A 17,514-nucleotide genomic window follows, 5' to 3' on the forward strand; every position below is an offset into this window, starting at 1 on the left:
TGTTTGGTTGTCAATTTATGTTAGTGAATTTGCTCATCTACAGTTATAAATAAGGAGGTGAAAGGATGTATCGAACGGTCAAAATCCCTTTTCAAGCATCAAAAAAAGATATCGATCGATTATTCGAATGCAACCGAATATCGGCTCAAATTTGGAATGACTGTTTAGTCATTGCCAAAAACTATGCACGAAAGAACAATGGAAAATGGATCAACCAAACCGAACTTCAAAAACAAACGAAGGGCAAATACCCGATTCACAGCCAAAGCATTCAAGCGGTATGCCATAAATATTTGCACGCCAGAGACAGCGCCAAAAAAGCCAAACAAAAAGGGCTCGACAATAAATATCCGTATAAAAAGAAAAAATATTTCAACACGAAATGGGCAAATAATGGGTTTGTTATTCACTCAAATGGGACCATTGAACTGAAAATGGGTCGTTGGAAAAGAAAAAACCAACCTCCTATTGTAGTCAAAATCGATAAAGAACAAATTCCAAATGGCATTGTCAAAGAAATCGAACTCATTTTTGATGCGAAACATTGGAAACTCATGCTTTGCCTCAGTTATGAAGACGGTGTGCAACCAACTCCTAAAGAAGAAGGAACTATCGCTGCTGGGGATCCCGGTGAAATTCACACCATTGCCGCCGTCAGTGAAAATGGAAGCAGCATCATCATCACCGGAAGAAAAATGCGTTCCATTCACCGGTTAAGAAACAAAAAATTAGCAGAACTGCAAAAACTCATGTCTCGCTGTAAAAAAGGATCTCGCCAATGGAAAAAATACAATAAAGCAAAACAATATATTTTATCGAAAAGCGAAGCGCAATTAAAAGACTGTTTGCATAAAACGACCAAACAATTGGTTGATTGGTGTTTGGAACAAAACGTCAAACATTTCATCATAGGCAATGTCGAAGGCGTCCAGCGCAACAAAAAGAAAAAACGATCCAAATTGGTGAACCAAAAATTATCGAACTGGTGTTTTGGCAAACTCTACGACTATTTGAAATACAAACTAGAAGCCAAAGGCATCACTTTTGAAAAAGTGGATGAATCCTATACCACGCAAACATGCCCTGTTTGCGGGAAGAAGAAAAAACCTTCTTCTAGAAATTTTATTTGTGCTTGTGGTTATTCTCAGCATCGGGATGTCCATTCGGCATGCAATATTCTTACAAAACACTTATATGGAGAATTCCGACCGATGAAAATCATAAACCACAAGTATCTACGGATCGCGTAAGCGAGAAGTAGTAGATGGTGAGTTCCCACCCTTCACGCTTTGGCGTGATGTTGCTTGCTATTTCTTTCCGTTGTGTTTCCGTGCTTGGTCACGAGATACACGGGAAACCCGGTGTATCGTGAAACACCCGGAAAGAAAAAGGCAAGAAACCTCCACTTCAACGCCTACAGGCGTAAGTGGGGGAGGTTCATTCTTGAGAGTGCAGAGCATTCTTGATTCACCTACCTTTCTAAATCCAGTGTACTTATACTGAACGAAAAATTCAATATATACTGAAAATATAAACCCCGCCTTCCTCCCACAGCTAAAGCAGTGGGCTTCCGGCGGATGTTCTCGTGAATTCCGTTTTTCCGTCTTCCAATGCTTTTCATTCCCAATCTTTTCCCCTGCGCGAAGTTTCTTTGGATTCGTCCACTGATCGTGTACAATACATAAAGGGTGACAACATCGTTCATCTCGGAAGGAGGAAAGCCATTGACAGACAACGGAAAACAATCGTTCATTACGGACATTCATCAGTTGGATAAAAAAGGAGCGGGACAAGCGGTCGTTTGGCAGGAAGAAGAAGGGAGGAGAAAAAAGCTCAAACTCACTGTTCCGTCCACGCTTCCTGGTGAAAAGGTGCGGGTTTTGATCGATTGGCCGAAACGCCGGAGGGCCCATGCCCGAGTGGAAGAAGTGATCGAGCGGCATCCAGAGCGGCTCGATCCGCCGTGTCCGCACTTTGACCGCTGCGGCGGCTGTGTCTGGCAGCACTGGCGCTATGAGGGACAGCTGCGCCATAAAACGGAGCATGTCAAGACTCTCTTGAAAGAGCACGGATTTGACCCTGGCGTTGTCCGCGAGACGATCGGGATGGAGCATCCATGGCATTACCGCAATAAAATGGAGTTTACGTTTTCCCCTGAGGGCTTGCTTGGCCTGCACGAGCAAGGGAATTTCCGGCAAGTGATTTCGTTGGAGACATGTCTCATCGCCGGCGAGAAGATCGTCAAAGCCGCTATGGAAGTGGCGCGTTGGGCGCGCGACCATCAGCTGCCTGGGTATCACAAAGACACCCATGAAGGCCTGCTTCGCCACGTCATGGTGCGCGAGTCGTTTGCGACAGGAGAGGTGATGGTGGCGCTCTTTGCGACCGAGGCGCCGGAAGGGGAGTTGAAAGAAGCGGCGGCTGATTTGACGGAGCGGATCACGAAGGCGATCCCGGACGTAAAAAGTTTGCTTTGGCTGGAGAATCGGGCGTGGGCCGACCGCACCCAGGCGGAACGAACGCACGTGCTGGCCGGACGGGATTTCATTTACGATGAATTGTGCGGGTTCCGCTACCGTCTTTGGTTCGATACGTTTTTCCAAACGAACCCCGTGCAGGCAGCCAAACTAGTCGAACTGGCGTTGGAAATGGGGAAACCGCAGCCTCACGAAAAAATGATTGACCTCTTCTGCGGAGTAGGCACGTTTTCCTTGCCATTCGCCAAGCGGGTGAAGGCGTTGGCGGGCATTGAAATTGTGGAAACGTCGATCGAGTCGGCGAAACGAAACGCGAAAGACAACGGCGTTGACAATACGTACTTTTTGGCGCGGGATGCGCGGCGCGGGATTGATGACGTGTTGGAGCAATTCGGGCGGCCGGAGCTGCTGCTTTTGGATCCTCCACGTTCTGGCGCAGGCGGAAAAGTGATGCGCAAAATCGGCCGGGCGCAACCAAAGCGGGTGGTGTATGTCTCCTGCAATCCGGAGACGTTTGTGGCTGATATTGCGGAGCTAGCCCCGTTCGGCTATGTGTTGAAAACTGTCCAACCGGTGGACATGTTTCCGCATACGGCGCATGTCGAGTGCTGTGCGTTGCTTGTCAAATCATCATAAATCAGGAAAAGCCCGTTCCCCCAAGTGAGAGGGAAACGGGCTTTATACAAGAAGGGTTTCAGTTGCCACCCGCTCGTTTTGCATGAAATTCAGCTTCGATGATGACGGCGGTTTTTTCTTTGCGTCTCTTCGCATATTCCGCTGTTGCGGTGAAAAGAACATCGGAAGAGGAGTTCAGGGCCGTTTCACATGAATCTTGCAACACGCCAATGATAAAACCAACCCCTACTACTTGCATGGCAATATCATTTGGGATGCCAAACAAACTGCATGCCAACGGGATAAGGAGAAGCGAGCCGCCCGCGACGCCGGATGCCCCTGCAGCGGCGATGGTGGAAAGAATGCTAAGAATCAGCGCTGTACCTAGATCGACTTCAATCCCCAATGTGTGAACCGCAGCAAGCGTCAACACGGAAATCGTAACGGCGGCGCCAGCCATATTAATCGTTGCACCGAGAGGGATCGAGACCGAATACGTATCTTTGTTTAATCCGAGTTTTTCAGCCAAATTCATATTCACCGGAATGTTTGCGGCCGAGCTGCGCGTAAAGAAGGCGGTTATTCCGCTTTCCCGAATGCATCTCCACACGAGCGGGTACGGATTTTGGCGAATGTTCACAAAGACAATCAGCGGATTCATGACGAATGCCACGAAAAACATCGTCCCAAGAAGAACGGCCAATAACTTTCCGTATTCGATGAAAGCGGAAAGCCCGTTGGTGACCATCGCGTCAAAAACAAGCCCCATGATTCCGATGGGTGCCAAATTGATGACCCATGTGACAATGTTTGAAATGGCGTCAGAAAAACTGGCGATGACGTTTTTGACCGTCTCCGGCGCAGGTCTTAATGCGATGCCAAGCAGCACCGCCCAAGTCAGGATACCGATATAATTCGCATTGATCAGTGCATGAATAGGGTTATCAACAATATTAAGCAACAATGACTGAAGTACCTCTGTTATGCCGCTAGGGGGAGAGATATCTTTCATCCCTTCAGCTAAAGATAAATGAACCGGAAAGATGAAGCTGGCCACGACGGCGGTAAGACCGGCTAAGAACGTGCTGGCCCCGTATAGGACAAGAATGTGTTGGATATTTGTTTTTTGGCCGCTTTGATGGCGGGAAATGGCGGAGACCACGAGAAAGAACACCAATACGGGTGCGACGGCCTTTAGAGCGCTGACAAACAAGGAACCAAAAATGGACACCCATTTTGTTGATTCCGGGACGGCCATGGCGAGGACAATCCCGATGATGATACCGACAAGGATACGTCTGACAAGGCTAAGCTGATTCCACCTTACAATGAGTTGCTTCATAACGTTCCTCCTGACACTCATGGATGATCAAGAATGAAATTCACCGTACATGCACAAGTGTTTTCCAGTGGTGAACAAACACTATTTTAGCATGAATATTAGTGATTAACGAATAGATTGTTATATTAGAATAGTTTGAATTATCCAAACGTTGCATTGCCTTTTGCGCTTATGGCAAGGTCGAAAAAGAAGCCAGCCGCGATGGGGCTGACATCGGTTGCAAAGCAAAAAGCTCACTGAATCCTAGCCGTATGAATCAAATAAAACAAAAGGAGTGTGTGGTGCAATTTGAAATTGTAGTAATGTGGTTTTTGCAGAACAGTTGGGTCGACTGCAGGGAAGATAGACAAGCTTTTCACTGCATCCGTATAGCACATAGTACAAAAGGGCCGAGTGGCCCCTTCGTTTTTTGCCCCTTTTAGCTCAGCTATACCGGCTAATTGCATTCGCCAACCGTTGCGCCAATGAAGCGACATCGCTCGGCCCATAGGTGAACCGGACAAGCGTTTCGTCCATATCAAGCGCCTCGGAAAGCAATCCAGCAAACCCGCGCGCTTTGCGGTCAATCTCTAAAATGGCTTCAACCCCATGCTCGGAGACAAAGAAAATGGCCTCCAGTTCGTCAAGTCGGCCTTTAAACGGTCCGCTTGCCGGCTTGAATTCAAACTCTTGGACAAACGGCAGCCGCCGTTGCCAATAGCGCGGCGCTTGTTCGCATTGCACATGGCGAAGGCGGAAACCTAATTGGCGGGCCGCCTCGAGAAACGCGGCGACAAGCGGGTGCGGCTCGATGGTGAGATAGTCGCGGTCTTGCGGGTCGAGCGCCATTTTAATGTCAAGGCCGGTTTGCAGCCATACCCGCGAAGAACCGAGCGTGACCGGTACGTCGTACGGCAAGGCGAATTGAAACGGGATCGTTTTCGTTTCGTTCGGCGCGATCGTCAGCGGGCCGCTCACTTTGTAGCGCGCCAGCACGGCTTTTTCTTCAAATTTCTTATCATCGATTTCGCGGATGTACGTTGTGACTAATGCCAAATAAATTTCATCAATGTGCTGTTCGACGCTGCCGCCGCGAATGTCGACAACCCCTTCGACGGTTTCGCCTTGGACATATTGCGCTTTGGCGAGCTTCGTATCAACAGTGGCGGCACCGATGCCGATCGAACTTAACAGTTTTTTGAACAACACGTTCTCCCCCTTGTCAGCGATTTCAGTTGAGAATACGGAGCACCTGGTGAAAAGGTTCTGCTCTTCTTTAAAGTTAACATAACGACTAAAGGGGTTCCACTGTTTTGGAAAGCGAGACGGTTTTTGCTAAAATGGCGTATATGGATGAGAAGGGCGGGTCATGAATGAAACGGGTCATTCATGTTGTCGGGGCAGCCATCTTCAATGAACAGAGGGATGTGTTATGTGCGTTGCGCGCGCCGAACATGTCGCTGCCCAACGTGTGGGAGTTTCCGGGCGGCAAAGTGGAAGAGGGGGAGCGGCCCGAAGACGCTTTAGTTCGGGAAATTCGCGAGGAGCTTGGCTGCACCATTTCGGTCGGTGAGTTGTTGGCTGATGTGTTCCATGAGTATGAACACGCCATCGTGCATTTGCGGACGTATGAAGCCCGCTTAGTCGATGGGGAGCCGCGGGCGCGGGAGCATGCTGAGCTTCGGTGGGTGCCGCTTCAAGCATTGCGCTCGCTTGAGTGGGCGCCGGCGGATATTCCGACTGTTGAGGCGTTGTTGGTTGAGGGGGAAGCGCAGAAGGGTGTTTTGGACGTTCTGATGAGACCGAGATCTATCGACGATTGAGGTGAAGAAAGCCTGGTTGCGGCCGTTTGCCATGTGGCCGCACCAGGCTCTTTTGGTGTCAGCAGTTAGCGGATGTCAAGTGGGTCGACTGCTTTATCCGTCACGGTACACGCTTCCGCCAAAGCGAGGTCGGCGGCGGTGTCTTCGGCGGTGACGAGGACGCGCCAGCTCGGGTTCTCGATCAAACGGCAAAAATCAAGAAAGCGCGTTTGAGCGATCGCTTCGTACCACCCGTGGCGGTCCGAGAGCACCACGGTGCGCTCGTATGGGCGGCGCGGAGCGGCTGAAGGTTCCGTGGGCGGCAACAGCCGGTCGGCCGCTTGCTGCAGTTGTTCGATAGCGTCAGCCGACGGCTTTGTCGGGATGGCGTCAAGCCAGGCGTCAATGCAGGCTGCCTCCTCGTCAGTGACGAGGCCGGAGACGGACAGCTGCGTCGGAATCCAGCCTTCAAGCACGATGCGCCCGCGTTTCGTATGAATGTCCCAGTGTGTCGATTCCGAAGCGGCAGGGTCCATCGTAAAGCCGTGGTAATAATGGACGGGGATGCGCCGTCCGTTGCCTTCATGAATCACCGTAGCGCCGACGCGCGGCCGTGTGCCGTCTGTTTCCCTTAACGCGAATCCGTGCGCGGAAACCGCTTCGCCAAACCAATCGCGACCGACTTCAAAAAAGTGGACGCCGTGCTCGATCAGGATGCCGCCGCTTCGCCGCTCGTCCCAAAACCAATGGCCTTTGGCGACGCGGTGAGCCGCGTTGTGAAGGCTTGCGTAGTCCACTGGGCCAAGAAGCGCGCGGTGGATGAGTTGCTTGACGGCTTCTGCGAGCGGATGGTAGCGCAAGACGAGATTGACCGCCAACGCCCGGTTTTGGCGGGCGGCGAGCTGGATGTTCGCCCGCAGCGCCTCGGCGGTGAGGCCGCCTGGCTTTTCAAGGAGCACATGTTTTCCTTCCTCAAGCGCCCGCTCGGCAAGCGGGGCGTGCAAATGCGGCGGGGTGGTGAGAATGACGATGTCAACGTGCGGGTCAACGATCAATTCTTCAGCTTCGCGGTATTCGCGCACGTCGCCCGCCTGCGGCTGACGGCGGCGATAGGCGTCGATGACGCGCTGGCGTTTTTCGTCCGTCCGCCCGGCGACAGCGGCGAGATGGAAGGAAGGAAGCGGGGCGAGCGCGCCGGCGAGAAATTCAGCGAATGCGCCGGCACCGGCGATGCCGACACGGTAACGGAAAAATGAAGAAATCATGGCGTATTCTCCTCCTCCCTCACATATATATATAGCATTAACGATGTTCATTATACCGCAAAGAAAAAGAAGAACGAGAAAATGAAAGTTTTGAAATTTGCAAGCATCAATCATTCCTCATCGACACCATCCGACAATCATTTCGCTTGCGCAACAGAAGGAATATTATGTATATTATTATTAGCAACCATCGCAGCCGAGTGCTAGCAATCTATGAATCACTTTCATTTTCTCGTTCATCCATCAAGAATCGTGTCTAGTTTTGTGAAAAAAATCGTATGGAGGGATGACGAAATGAAAGCATTGTTGCTGGCAGGAGGATTAGGCACACGTCTTCGTCCATTGACCGAAAACATCCCCAAACCGATGGCCCCGATTGCGAATCGGCCATGGCTTGAGCACCTCATCATTCATCTTCGCGACCAAGGAGTCAACGAATTTGTCATCGCCGCACATCATTGTTCAGAAGTGATCCGTCGCTATTTCGAAGATGGGAAGCGCTGGAACGTCAAGATTACATACGCGCTCGAACCGTTCCCGCTCGGAACGGCTGGGGCGATCAAAAACGCCGAGCGCTGGCTTGATGAACGGTTTCTCGTGTTTAACGCCGACATCGTGCATTTGCCGCAATTGATCCCGCTGCTTGATTTCCATCGTCAACATGGCGGTTTGGCGACCATTGTTTTAACGGAAGTAGACGATCCTTCTTCCTATGGGGTGGTCGAACAAGACGACAGCGGGAGAATTTTGCGCTTTGTCGAAAAGCCGCGCCGGGAAGAAGCGCCATCGAACCGGATCAACGCCGGCATGTATATTTTCGAGCCGGACGTGATGCGCTATATTCCGGCTGAGCGGGAAGTGTCGATTGAACGCGAAACATTCCCGCTGCTGATCGAGAAGAATGTCGGTGTATATGGCATCGTCAGCAACGGATATTGGCGTGATATGGGGACGCCGGCACGATACCGCCAGGTGCATTGGGATGCGTTGCGTCGGGAGTTTCCGATTCCGCTCAAAAGACGTGAAATTCAACCGGGCGTGTTTGTCGGTGAAAACGTGGAGATTGGGTCTGGCGTCTTGTTTGTGCCGCCTGTGCTCATCGGCGACCATGTGAAAATCGGTCCGCAGGCCGTCATTGGCCCGAATGCGGTCATCGGTGACCACTGCCAAATCGGCGCCCGCGTCCATTGCGCGCAAACCATCGTTTGGGACCGCTCTGTCATCCGCGACCGCAGCCGGTTGCAAAACAGCATTTTCGGCTACCGGACGGTGACGACGGCGGGAGAAGTGTTCGAGGATTCAATCATCAACCAGTTTAAGGAGGCGGTGCAAGCATGATTCGAATCGCGTACGTCAGCACGTATCCGCCGCGGCGGTGCGGGCTGGCGACGTTTACGGAACATTTGCGGCAAAGTATTGACGGCGTCCGCGGACCGTCCGATGGCGACCGCGTCATCGTGTTGTACAACGAAAGCGACGGCGATGACGCCTATCGCCACAACCCGGCGTATTGGCCGCTCCCGGCGCAAAACCGCACGGCGTATGCAGAAATGGCGAAACGGGTGAATGAGAGCGACATCGATGTTGTCGTCCTGCAGCATGAATTTGGCATTTTCGGCGGCGAGGCGGGCGAATACATTCTCGATTTCATCGCGGCGCTCGAAAAGCCGCTCGTGACGACGTTCCATACGGTGTTTGCCGAACCGCCGCTGCCGTACCGCCCGATTCAAGAAAAAATCGCTGCGGCAAGCGACGCCATCATCGTCATGAACCGGCAGGCGATCCCGTATTTGGTCAAAGCGTTTGGCTTGCCGGAAGAAAAAATTGTCTACATTCCGCACGGTGCTCCAGGCCCAAGCAGCGAAAATCGCGATTCGCTTCGCCGCCGCCTCGGATTCAGCGGCCGCAAAGTGATGTTGACGTTCGGGCTTCTAAGCCGCGGCAAAGGGATTGAATCGGTCTTGGCCGCATTGCCGGGCGTCGTGCGCAAGGTGCCGGAAGCGCTGTATGTCATTGCCGGACAGACGCACCCAGAAGTGAAAAAGCGGGAAGGGGAGGCGTATCGCGATGAGCTGAAAGCGTTGATTCATCGGCTCGGGCTCGATGGCCATGTTCGCATGGAGGACCGGTATTTCAGCGAGGAAGAGCTGATTGATTATTTGACGGCATGCGACTTGTACGTCACCCCGTACCCGGGCATGCAGCAAATTACAAGCGGCACGCTTGCCTATGCGGTCGGCGTCGGCCGTCCGGTCGTTTCGACGCCGTATGAGCATGCGCGCGATTTGTTGCAAGGTTGTGAAGAGCTGTTGTTGCCGTATGGCGATACGACCGCCTGGGAAGAGCGGCTCGGGCAGCTGTTGGCCGACGAGGCGGCGCTGAAGCGATGGGAGGAAAAGGTGCGCCAAATCGGGGCAAACACGCATTGGCCGCGCGTCGGCGAACAGCATGTCGCCTTGTTTGCGCGCATGTGCGCCGCGAAACGTGGGGAGGTGAAGACCATTGGCACCGTCAGTCATTAAGTTCGACCATCTCGAGCGCATGACTGACGACACCGGGTTGCTTGAGCATAGCCTCGGCCGCATTCCGCGGCGGCGCGAAGGGTATTCGACCGATGACAACGCCCGCGCCATATGGGCGTGCCTCGAGTGGCTGGCGTTGCTCGACGATCAAGAAACGAAGGAGCGGCTGTATCGCCTGCTTGACCGATATTTGGCCTTTTTGCTTTGGGCGCAAAACGATGACGGGACGTTCCATAACAACTTTTTCTTCGATCGGACGAAAGAGGAAGAGACGCCCTCAGACGACTGCTTCGGGCGGTCGTTTTGGGCGGCGGCGATCGCGTATAGGCAATTGGATGACGCGGCGCGGCGCGAGGCGGCTGCGGACATGTTGAGGCGGGCGCTGCCGGCGGCATGGGAGCTTCGCTCGCTGCGCGGCATCGCTTGGGGGCTGGCGGCGTGCAGCGGGTCGCTTAAAGAGGAGGGGGTGCCCGGCGTTGACAAGAAGGAGTTGGCCGCGTTGGCGGGGCGGTTTGAGCGTCAGCTGCTTGAGGCCTACGAAACGCACGCGGATGGCAGCTGGCGCTGGTACGAACCGGAGCTGACATACGCCAACGGGGTGTTGCCGTGGTCGCTTTGGACGGCATATCGGCGCGCGCCGCGGGATGAGGTGAAGGAAGTGGCGGAAAAAAGCCTTGCTTTCCTTATTGAAAAAATGAGCGGACCGGGAGGTGTCATCCGTCCGGTCGGCAACCGCGGCTGGTGCAGCCGCCGCTACCGCGCTGATTGGGATCAACAGCCGCTTGATGTGATGAAGCTCGCTTTGGCGGCGCGCGAAGCGTATTGGGCAACGGACGACGAGCGTTATCGCGGCGTCGTCCGCCGCTGCCTCGCTTGGTTTTACGGACAAAACGACGGCAACGCGCCGCTTGCGGACCCAAGCGACGGCAGTTGCTGCGACGGGCTTGGCCCGAACGGCCCGAACCCGAATCGGGGGGCGGAGTCAACATTGTCGTACTTGTTAACAGCAGCAATCGCTCAATCGATTTCGGTGGAGGTGGTTGTCGATGAATACGTCAACAACGAAACCGTTCGCATGGCCGGCACACGTGTTTAAAGAATACGACATCCGCGGACGAGCCGGTGAGGAGCTCGATGAGTCGTTCGCGTATTGGCTCGGACGGGCCTTTGCCGACATGATGCAAAAGGAAGGCGAGAAGAGGGCGGTTGTCGGTCATGACAATCGTCTGTCATCGCCTGGCTTGCATCGGGCGCTCAAAGATGGGCTGCTCGATGGCGGCTGCGATGTCGTCGATATTGGGCTTTCGACGACGCCGATGTTTTACTACAGCTTATTCTACACGAATATTCCATGCGGCATGATCATCACCGCCAGCCATAACCCAGGGGATGAGAACGGATTTAAAATTGCCATGGGAAAAACGACAATTTATGGCGAGCGCATCCAAGCGCTGCGGCGGGCGATGGAGCGGCTCAGCCAGGAACAGCCGCGTCCTGAAACAGCGCGCGGGCGCGAGGAAACGCTTGACCTTGCTCCGGCCTATATCAAGATGTTGAAGGAGAAAATTAAGCTCGGTCCGCGCAAGCTGAAGGTCGTCGTCGACTGCGGCAACGGCACCCCATCGATCATTGCGCCACAAGTGCTCAAAGAATGGGGGTGCGATGTCGTCCCGCTTTACTGTGAATCCGATCCGACGTTTCCGAACCATCATCCGGACCCGGTCGTGCCGGAGAACTTAACGGACTTGATTGAGATGGTGCGCAAGGAGCAGGCTGATCTTGGCATCGCGTTTGACGGCGACGGCGACCGGATCGGGGTTGTGGATGAAACGGGTGCGATCCGTTGGGGCGACCAACTGATGGTGCTGTTCTGGCGCGAGATTCTTAAGCGTCATCCGGGAGCCGACGCGCCCGTTGAAGTGAAATGTTCGCAAGCGCTTGTTGAGGAAATTGAGCGGCTCGGCGGGAAACCGTTCTTCCATCGCACCGGCCATTCGCACGTCAAAGCGACGTTGCGCCGTCGTCCGGAGATCCCGTTTGCCGGTGAAATGTCTGGTCATTTGTTCTTCAATGATGAGTTTTACGGCTATGACGATGCGCTGTACGCCGCTGGGCGCCTGCTTCGATTACTGTCGCACGATGAGCGCCCGCTGTCCGAGTGGTTTGCCGATGTGCCGCGGTACGCGGCGACGCCGGAGACGCGAGTTGCTTGCCCGGAAGAGAAAAAAGCGGCTGCCATTGCCAGAGTAAAAGAGAAATTTGCCGGCCGTTTCCCTGTTGTCGATGTGGATGGCGCCCGCATTCAGTTCCCAGACGGCTGGGGGTTGGTGCGGCCGTCGAACACCCAGCCGATTCTTGTGTTGCGTGCAGAAGCCAAGACGGAGGCTGCATTGGCGGAGATTAAGCGGCAGCTGGCTGATTGCCTCGCCACCCTTGAATTGCGCATTGACTGGTGACGCCTTTTCTCCGAATGGTCTGCGCTTGTCGCCCTCTGTCCGTTTCAAAAGATTTGTTCCGGCGTGGGTCGTCCGTAGGGCTCCCACGCCGGTTTATTTTTGTTGTGAGGGGGCTCATGCTTGATTTCTTGCAAATGGTTTGTCCATAATAGATAAGGATAAAAATGTATTGTAGGAGAGTTGAAGGCGTGGTGATCCGTGAATCGTTGCAATATATTCAAGATGCATACGCGGCATTGACGGAGTTGAGCATGCTGATCGTCGATGATCACGGCGCTCCCGTGACGAAAGTATCGAATATGACCGAGTTGGCGGAGTTCGTTTTGTTTGCCGCTAAAAGGGAAGCGCCATCGTTTTTCTGCCCGCAGGAGCTTGTCATGGACGGATGGCAGCGTCCATCGGTCGTGCCGGTCGGGCGTTTTGGCATGAAGAGCATCGTCGCTCCCGTGTTTGTCGATGAGAAGGCGGAATATTGGATTTGGGCAGGCGTGTTTATCGAGGAAGAAACGAAATGGCTCATTTGCGAACAACCGCTGATGGACACTGGAGAATGGATGTCAGCGATCGAACAGGTGGCGGCGTTGCCGGCGCGGGCGGTCGAAGCGAAGTTAAAAGATATAGAAAAGATGGCGGTCATATGCGGGGAATTAATCAGCGGCGAGCGCCGCAAGCAACAATGCTGTGAATACGGAAAACGGCTCGAAGCAGTGGTTGCGGACAGCTCCGCCCTAGCGGACGTGGACAAGCTGCTTTTTGAGTTGCGGGCGTTCGATGAACGCGTCGATATGGCGTTGTATATCGCCAAATGTCCGCAAGGATGGATGGTGGCGGCGGCAAGCGGGGAAAAGGCCGGAAAGCTGCGCGGCAAGATGATCGATGCGTTGTTTCCGCCGCTTTCGTCTTCGGAGCCGCCGCTTCGTTCGGTTTACGTTCAAGATGCCGCTTTGGATCCACGCTTTTCCTTTTTTGTTCGCCATGGCATCCGTCCGAAAGCGATGATTGCGTATCCGGCGACGTACGGGAAAGCAGTGGAAGGATGGATCATGATCGGCAGCGAGGCGTCCTCTTCACTGCCGGCGGCGCTTCGTTCGGTCGGTTCCGCCCTCGTTCAACATTGGCTGCTCCTGGCTAAATGTACAGAGGTTGATATGAAAATGGACCGCCACTTGATGCGCCTGTCGATGTTGATGGAAATTGGACGGGCCATGCGTGTGGTGCAGAACGAGGAAGACATCATCCGGATGATGGCCGAATTTGCCGCGGAGCTCGCTTACGGCGATTTCGTCTGCGTGGTATGGTCTAGCGATGGCCAAACAGCCGTTGTCCGCGAAGGAGCGATGGACGTAGAAATGGCTGTTCGTTATCGGGATGATGTCTGCCGTCGCTATGGCTGTCACGGCGAGAAGGCGAAAAGCGAGGTGCCGGCGCTGCTTGATGTTGAGGGCAAATCGGTGATGGAAGTGCCGTTTTTCGTCAGCGATGGCCGCTATGGCGTTCTCGCCGTTCATATAAAGAAAGAAAGGGAAGCGAAAGAGGCGGAAGTGTATATGACGGCGTTGGCCGCGATTGGGGCGATGATGATCAGCGGCAAGGCTCACGGTGGGAATGATGGGACGGTCAATATCGACATGTTGTCCAAGCAGTTGACGGCCCGGGAGATGGATGTATTGGAGCTGCTCATTCAAGGCTGCAGCAATCGCGAAATTTCAGAACGGCTGTTCATTAGCGTCCATACCGTGAAAAATCATATTACAAACATTTTTCAAAAAATTGGCGTCAACGATCGGTCACAGTTGATTGCCCTTGTGTATCAACTAAACCACCGCCGGCAGCGCCGTTAAGGGGGACATCATTGGACGATGGGTGCCATGATGTCTTTTTTTTTTGGATGTAGGAAATTGGAATGAGCCCCATTTTGTATTATAATGAATTGTAGTAAATAAGAACTATTTTTCGATAGATGGAACAATAAAGGAGAAAAATAGCATTCGAATCCGTTTTCCCCAGCGCTGGAACGTGCGATAGTGGAAAAGCTGCCATGTTGCTTTGGCCGGTGTATAAGCATAACAAAGATAGGGGAAATGCCGATGAAGCCCAGGACCATGATCCGAACGATGGCGATCATGAAAACGGCGGACATTTTAAAAGCGATGGACATTACCGAGGAACTGGCGAAGAGAATGGGGTTTTTGCCGCGTGATTGCCTTTTTCTTCGGCTCGCGACAGAGGAAGCGTGCACGAATGCGTATGAATATTGTCAAAAAACGAGAAAACTGCCATTTAGGATATTTTGGAAAATGGAAGCGAGACAGTTTATGATCATTGTCAAACAGCGAGGAGGATGCTTCTCCGTAGCCCAAACCGATGTCGTCAACACAGGGCCGCGCGGCAGAGGGCTGCAGCTGATCACCCATATTGTCGACGATGTATACGTGAAGCGAGCGGGAAACAACGTCTTGTTTTGCATGTGCAAATGCAAAAAAATGAGTGACCATTGGAGGAAGCAAGATGAGGATGAGACAAGGGGCAATTTGCGCGCTGACATGGGCAGAAGATATTACCTTAAACAACGTCGAATCGTTCCGTCAAGCGCTGGAAAGGCTGCTGGACAAACAGGCGGATCAATTGATCGTCAACATGGAGGGGGTCAACTACATAAACAGCGCCGGACTCGGTGTCATCGCTGACAGCGTCATGGAGGCGAGAGCCCGACAAAAAGAGTTGGTCATTGCCGGAGTGGAAGGGTCGCTTGCAGAAATTTTCCATATTGTCAAATTTTCTTCGTTTATCAAACTATTTGCCACAGAGAAGGAAGCCATGGATTATTTCAGTGGAGAATGACGTTCTATGGTGGATGGGTTTTGGGAACATGTTCAACGTTATGACCACCTCGCGTGGCGGGAGTTGCTTCTCGGCTTGGAAAAAATGAATGTGTTCGTTGGGCCGGGCGACTATGTGTATTGGCTCGCAACGCCGGAACGAAGGCGGCTCTTGTTCATTTCGTCATCATGCGAGCAGCTGTACGGCCTACCTCCGGACGACTTTTACCACGATCAAGACATATGGGCAAAGGTGGCTTACCCAGATGACCGCGCCAAGGCGGAAAGAAAATGGTCGCTTCTTTCAGGAGCGGATGCGGGCGCCCAGACGTATCGCATCATCAATCAGCGGGATGGCTCTGTCCGTTGGGTGCTTGAACGGACGTTTCCTGTGCTTGATCAATTCGGGGAAGTGAGGCTCGTCAGCGGGTTTGTCGCTGATCTGACAGAAGCAAAGCGAAACGAGAATGAACGACAGCTCGCTGAACAAGTGTACAAAGCGATGGAACAGGCGATGCTCGTCACCGATGGCCAGTTTGTCGTTCAGTTTGTCAATCCGGCGTTCACAAAAATCACTGGTCATGATGTAGAGATTGTCGGTCAGCCGTTGCATACGCTTTACGCGGGTTATTACGAGGCCTGGCTTTATGAGGTGATTCAAGCGAGCACTGGGGAAAGTGGAGAATGGAGGGGGTGGGTGCGCTGGCGGCGGAAAAACGGTTCGGTCTATGTCAGGCAGACGACGGTGCGGGCTGTGCCCGGCCATGATGGAGAAATCGCGTTTTACTTGTTTTTATTTGCCGGTCCAACTTACGAGAACCTATACATCGCAGCGATGAAAGATGACTTGCGGCTGGCCCGCGAGGTGCAAAAGCGCGTGTTGAGCAAGCCGTTGTCGGCCAAAGGAATCCAGATTGCCGGAACGTACATCCCATCGCGGGAGCTGGGTGGCGATATGTACGCCTGGTATCCGATCGACAAACAGCGGTACGGCATTTTTTTAATGGATGTGATGGGTCATGGGGCAGCGGCTTCGCTCATTTGCATGTCGGTCCGCTCGCTCTTAAACGGCGTCATCCGCAAAGGGATCGTTCCGACGGAAGTGTTTCGCGAGTTGAACCGCCATATGCGCCAGTTGTACCATGAAAACGGGCGGATGACGTATTATTTCACCGCCGTATATGTTCTGGTGGATGTCAAGGAACGGATGATTGAATATGCATCAGCCGGCCATCCGCCGGGGTTTTTGTTCCAACCGGATGGAACGGTGGCGGAGTTGGACCGCGGCTGCGCGCCGATCGGGCTGCTTCCGCGCCTTTTTGTCGACAGCGGCCGGTTGCGCTACGAGCCGGGGGCGACGCTTGTGTTGTATTCCGACGGGGCGATCGAAGGGGAAACGGGTTCCGTCCGGCAAAAGATTGAAGCGTTCCGCGATGCGCTGGCGCCGCATATTTTATTGGACGAGCAAGTGCTTTTGGACCATCTGCGCCGCCATTTTGCGCAAAAAGGGCCGCTTCCAGACGATTTTTCGGCTGTGGTGGCGAAGCTGGGCTAAAGAAATTGCTGCAAGAAGATCGATTCCATCATCTTGAGCGTGTGCAGCAGGGACCACCGCATCGAAGCAAAAAATCGATGTGATGTCGAAAAAACCGATTTTCTTTTATACGCCATTTACGGTAAAATGAAGACAATTATACTGTTAATGGAGAATACAATATAGAAAAGGCAACAGGAGGGAAGGCATATGGCGGTGACAAATCCGGCTGGATTTTGGAAGCGGCTGTTGGCTAACTTGTTGGATGCGATTGTCGTCGGTATTCCGATTTCGATCATCGGCTATTTCATCACTGGCAGTTGGGAAACGAACTGGTTTACGTCATTAGCGAACATCCTTTACGCGTTAATCGTTCCGGCTGTTTGGTACGGATATACGGTCGGCAAGCGGATGCTTGGCATCCGGATTGCGAAAGTCAACGGCGGAAAAGTCGGCATCGGCACGATGTTTTTGCGCTCGTTCGTTGGCGGACTCGTATACTTTATCACGTTCGGCATTGGTCTCATCATTAGTGCGATTATGGTCGCGGCGAGAGAAGACAAACGCTCCATTCACGATTTTATCGCTGGAACGTATGTGACAACGGAAAAACCGGCGGTGTAAAGCGGAAAACAACAGGTGGTGCCCCAATCGAACGGGGCGCCTTTTCTTATTTTCGTCACCGATTATAGGCGATCAAAAG

The 17,514-nt window shown here is 53.1% G+C and carries 15 protein-coding genes and 1 pseudogene; 13 read left to right on the top strand and 3 right to left on the bottom strand.

Features of this window, described 5'->3' with window-relative positions:
• The first annotated feature begins 65 nt into the window (after positions 1–65).
• The gene (locus ETR37_RS13110; RefSeq protein ID WP_129447365.1) at positions 66–1,250 is read left to right on the top strand and encodes an RNA-guided endonuclease InsQ/TnpB family protein; all 1,185 of its coding nucleotides are present in this window, start codon (positions 66–68) and stop codon (positions 1,248–1,250) included.
• A gap of 474 nt (positions 1,251–1,724) precedes the next feature.
• Positions 1,725–3,113 carry a 23S rRNA (uracil(1939)-C(5))-methyltransferase RlmD gene (gene rlmD, locus ETR37_RS13115; RefSeq protein ID WP_129447366.1) on the top strand — a complete coding sequence of 463 codons (1,389 nt, stop codon included), beginning with the start codon at positions 1,725–1,727 and terminating at the stop codon, positions 3,111–3,113.
• A 58-nt stretch (positions 3,114–3,171) separates the two neighbouring features.
• Here the strand turns inward: rlmD and sstT are convergent, their stop codons facing one another.
• Both sstT and ETR37_RS13125 read right to left on the bottom strand, forming a co-directional pair.
• Entirely contained in the window at positions 3,172–4,434 is a 1,263-nt protein-coding gene (gene sstT, locus ETR37_RS13120) for a serine/threonine transporter SstT (protein ID WP_033005564.1), read from the bottom strand.
• A gap of 423 nt (positions 4,435–4,857) precedes the next feature.
• Positions 4,858–5,622 (bottom strand): sporulation protein, encoded by a 765-nt coding sequence (locus ETR37_RS13125; RefSeq protein ID WP_020754998.1) that lies wholly within the window; start codon positions 5,620–5,622, stop codon positions 4,858–4,860.
• Positions 5,623–5,786: 164 nt separating this feature from the next.
• On the opposite strand from ETR37_RS13125, the gene ETR37_RS13130 reads away from it, so the two are divergent.
• Positions 5,787–6,236 carry a (deoxy)nucleoside triphosphate pyrophosphohydrolase gene (locus ETR37_RS13130; protein WP_020754997.1) on the top strand — a complete coding sequence of 150 codons (450 nt, stop codon included), beginning with the start codon at positions 5,787–5,789 and terminating at the stop codon, positions 6,234–6,236.
• 65 nt (positions 6,237–6,301) lie between these two features.
• Here the strand turns inward: ETR37_RS13130 and ETR37_RS13135 are convergent, their stop codons facing one another.
• Positions 6,302–7,480, bottom strand: a complete 1,179-nt coding sequence (locus ETR37_RS13135; RefSeq protein WP_129447367.1) for a Gfo/Idh/MocA family protein — start codon at positions 7,478–7,480, stop codon at positions 6,302–6,304.
• Between the two features lie 294 nt (positions 7,481–7,774).
• On the opposite strand from ETR37_RS13135, the gene ETR37_RS13140 reads away from it, so the two are divergent.
• From ETR37_RS13140 to ETR37_RS13180, 10 genes and pseudogenes are all read left to right on the top strand, one after another.
• Positions 7,775–8,818: a nucleotidyltransferase family protein gene (locus ETR37_RS13140; protein WP_129447368.1), complete on the top strand. Its 1,044-nt coding sequence runs from the start codon at positions 7,775–7,777 to the stop codon at positions 8,816–8,818.
• The gene (locus ETR37_RS13145; RefSeq protein ID WP_020754992.1) at positions 8,815–10,002 is read left to right on the top strand and encodes a glycosyltransferase family 4 protein; all 1,188 of its coding nucleotides are present in this window, start codon (positions 8,815–8,817) and stop codon (positions 10,000–10,002) included. The genes ETR37_RS13140 and ETR37_RS13145 overlap by 4 nt, the downstream gene beginning before the upstream one ends.
• Positions 9,983–11,098, top strand: coding sequence for a glycosyl transferase (locus tag ETR37_RS13150; RefSeq protein ID WP_129447369.1), 1,116 nt, complete (start codon positions 9,983–9,985; stop codon positions 11,096–11,098). The genes ETR37_RS13145 and ETR37_RS13150 overlap by 20 nt, the downstream gene beginning before the upstream one ends.
• Complete coding sequence (locus ETR37_RS13155; protein ID WP_129447370.1) at positions 11,049–12,458, top strand: phosphomannomutase/phosphoglucomutase; 1,410 nt, start codon at positions 11,049–11,051, stop codon at positions 12,456–12,458. The genes ETR37_RS13150 and ETR37_RS13155 overlap by 50 nt, the downstream gene beginning before the upstream one ends.
• 188 nt (positions 12,459–12,646) lie before the next feature.
• Positions 12,647–14,299, top strand: coding sequence for a helix-turn-helix transcriptional regulator (locus ETR37_RS13160; RefSeq protein ID WP_015373888.1), 1,653 nt, complete (start codon positions 12,647–12,649; stop codon positions 14,297–14,299).
• Between the two features lie 197 nt (positions 14,300–14,496).
• A complete protein-coding gene (locus tag ETR37_RS19810; RefSeq protein WP_223810967.1) occupies positions 14,497–14,658 on the top strand; it encodes a hypothetical protein in 162 nt (53 codons plus the stop codon).
• Positions 14,639–14,860 (top strand): annotated as a pseudogene (locus ETR37_RS19815) (ATP-binding protein); the annotation flags it as partial. The gene ETR37_RS19810 and the pseudogene ETR37_RS19815, both read left to right, overlap by 20 nt.
• 106 nt (positions 14,861–14,966) lie before the next feature.
• Positions 14,967–15,299 (top strand): STAS domain-containing protein, encoded by a 333-nt coding sequence (locus tag ETR37_RS13170; protein ID WP_033005556.1) that lies wholly within the window; start codon positions 14,967–14,969, stop codon positions 15,297–15,299.
• A 6-nt stretch (positions 15,300–15,305) separates the two neighbouring features.
• On the top strand, positions 15,306–16,832 hold the full coding sequence (locus ETR37_RS13175) for a PP2C family protein-serine/threonine phosphatase (protein ID WP_020754985.1): 1,527 nt from the start codon (positions 15,306–15,308) through the stop codon (positions 16,830–16,832).
• A 189-nt stretch (positions 16,833–17,021) separates the two neighbouring features.
• A complete protein-coding gene (locus ETR37_RS13180; protein WP_015373893.1) occupies positions 17,022–17,435 on the top strand; it encodes an RDD family protein in 414 nt (137 codons plus the stop codon).
• The last annotated feature ends 79 nt before the right edge of the window (positions 17,436–17,514 follow it).

The sequence above is a fragment of the Geobacillus sp. PK12 genome, assembly GCF_004123125.1.
GTDB classification, from domain to species: Bacteria; Bacillota; Bacilli; order Bacillales; family Anoxybacillaceae; genus Geobacillus; species Geobacillus zalihae.

Excerpts from the sequence above, each read along its gene's own strand:
- ETR37_RS13110 (WP_129447365.1), top strand. The coding sequence starts at position 66 with ATGTATCGAACGGTCAAAATCCCTTTTCAAGCATCAAAAAAAGATATC.
- sstT (WP_033005564.1), bottom strand. The coding sequence starts at position 4,434 with ATGAAGCAACTCATTGTAAGGTGGAATCAGCTTAGCCTTGTCAGACGT.
- ETR37_RS13130 (WP_020754997.1), top strand. The coding sequence starts at position 5,787 with ATGAAACGGGTCATTCATGTTGTCGGGGCAGCCATCTTCAATGAACAG.
- ETR37_RS13135 (WP_129447367.1), bottom strand. The coding sequence starts at position 7,480 with ATGATTTCTTCATTTTTCCGTTACCGTGTCGGCATCGCCGGTGCCGGC.
- ETR37_RS13140 (WP_129447368.1), top strand. The coding sequence starts at position 7,775 with ATGAAAGCATTGTTGCTGGCAGGAGGATTAGGCACACGTCTTCGTCCA.
- ETR37_RS13145 (WP_020754992.1), top strand. The coding sequence starts at position 8,815 with ATGATTCGAATCGCGTACGTCAGCACGTATCCGCCGCGGCGGTGCGGG.
- ETR37_RS13155 (WP_129447370.1), top strand. The coding sequence starts at position 11,049 with ATGAATACGTCAACAACGAAACCGTTCGCATGGCCGGCACACGTGTTT.
- ETR37_RS19810 (WP_223810967.1), top strand. The coding sequence starts at position 14,497 with ATGTTGCTTTGGCCGGTGTATAAGCATAACAAAGATAGGGGAAATGCC.
- ETR37_RS13170 (WP_033005556.1), top strand. The coding sequence starts at position 14,967 with ATGAGGATGAGACAAGGGGCAATTTGCGCGCTGACATGGGCAGAAGAT.
- ETR37_RS13175 (WP_020754985.1), top strand. The coding sequence starts at position 15,306 with ATGGTGGATGGGTTTTGGGAACATGTTCAACGTTATGACCACCTCGCG.
- ETR37_RS13180 (WP_015373893.1), top strand. The coding sequence starts at position 17,022 with ATGGCGGTGACAAATCCGGCTGGATTTTGGAAGCGGCTGTTGGCTAAC.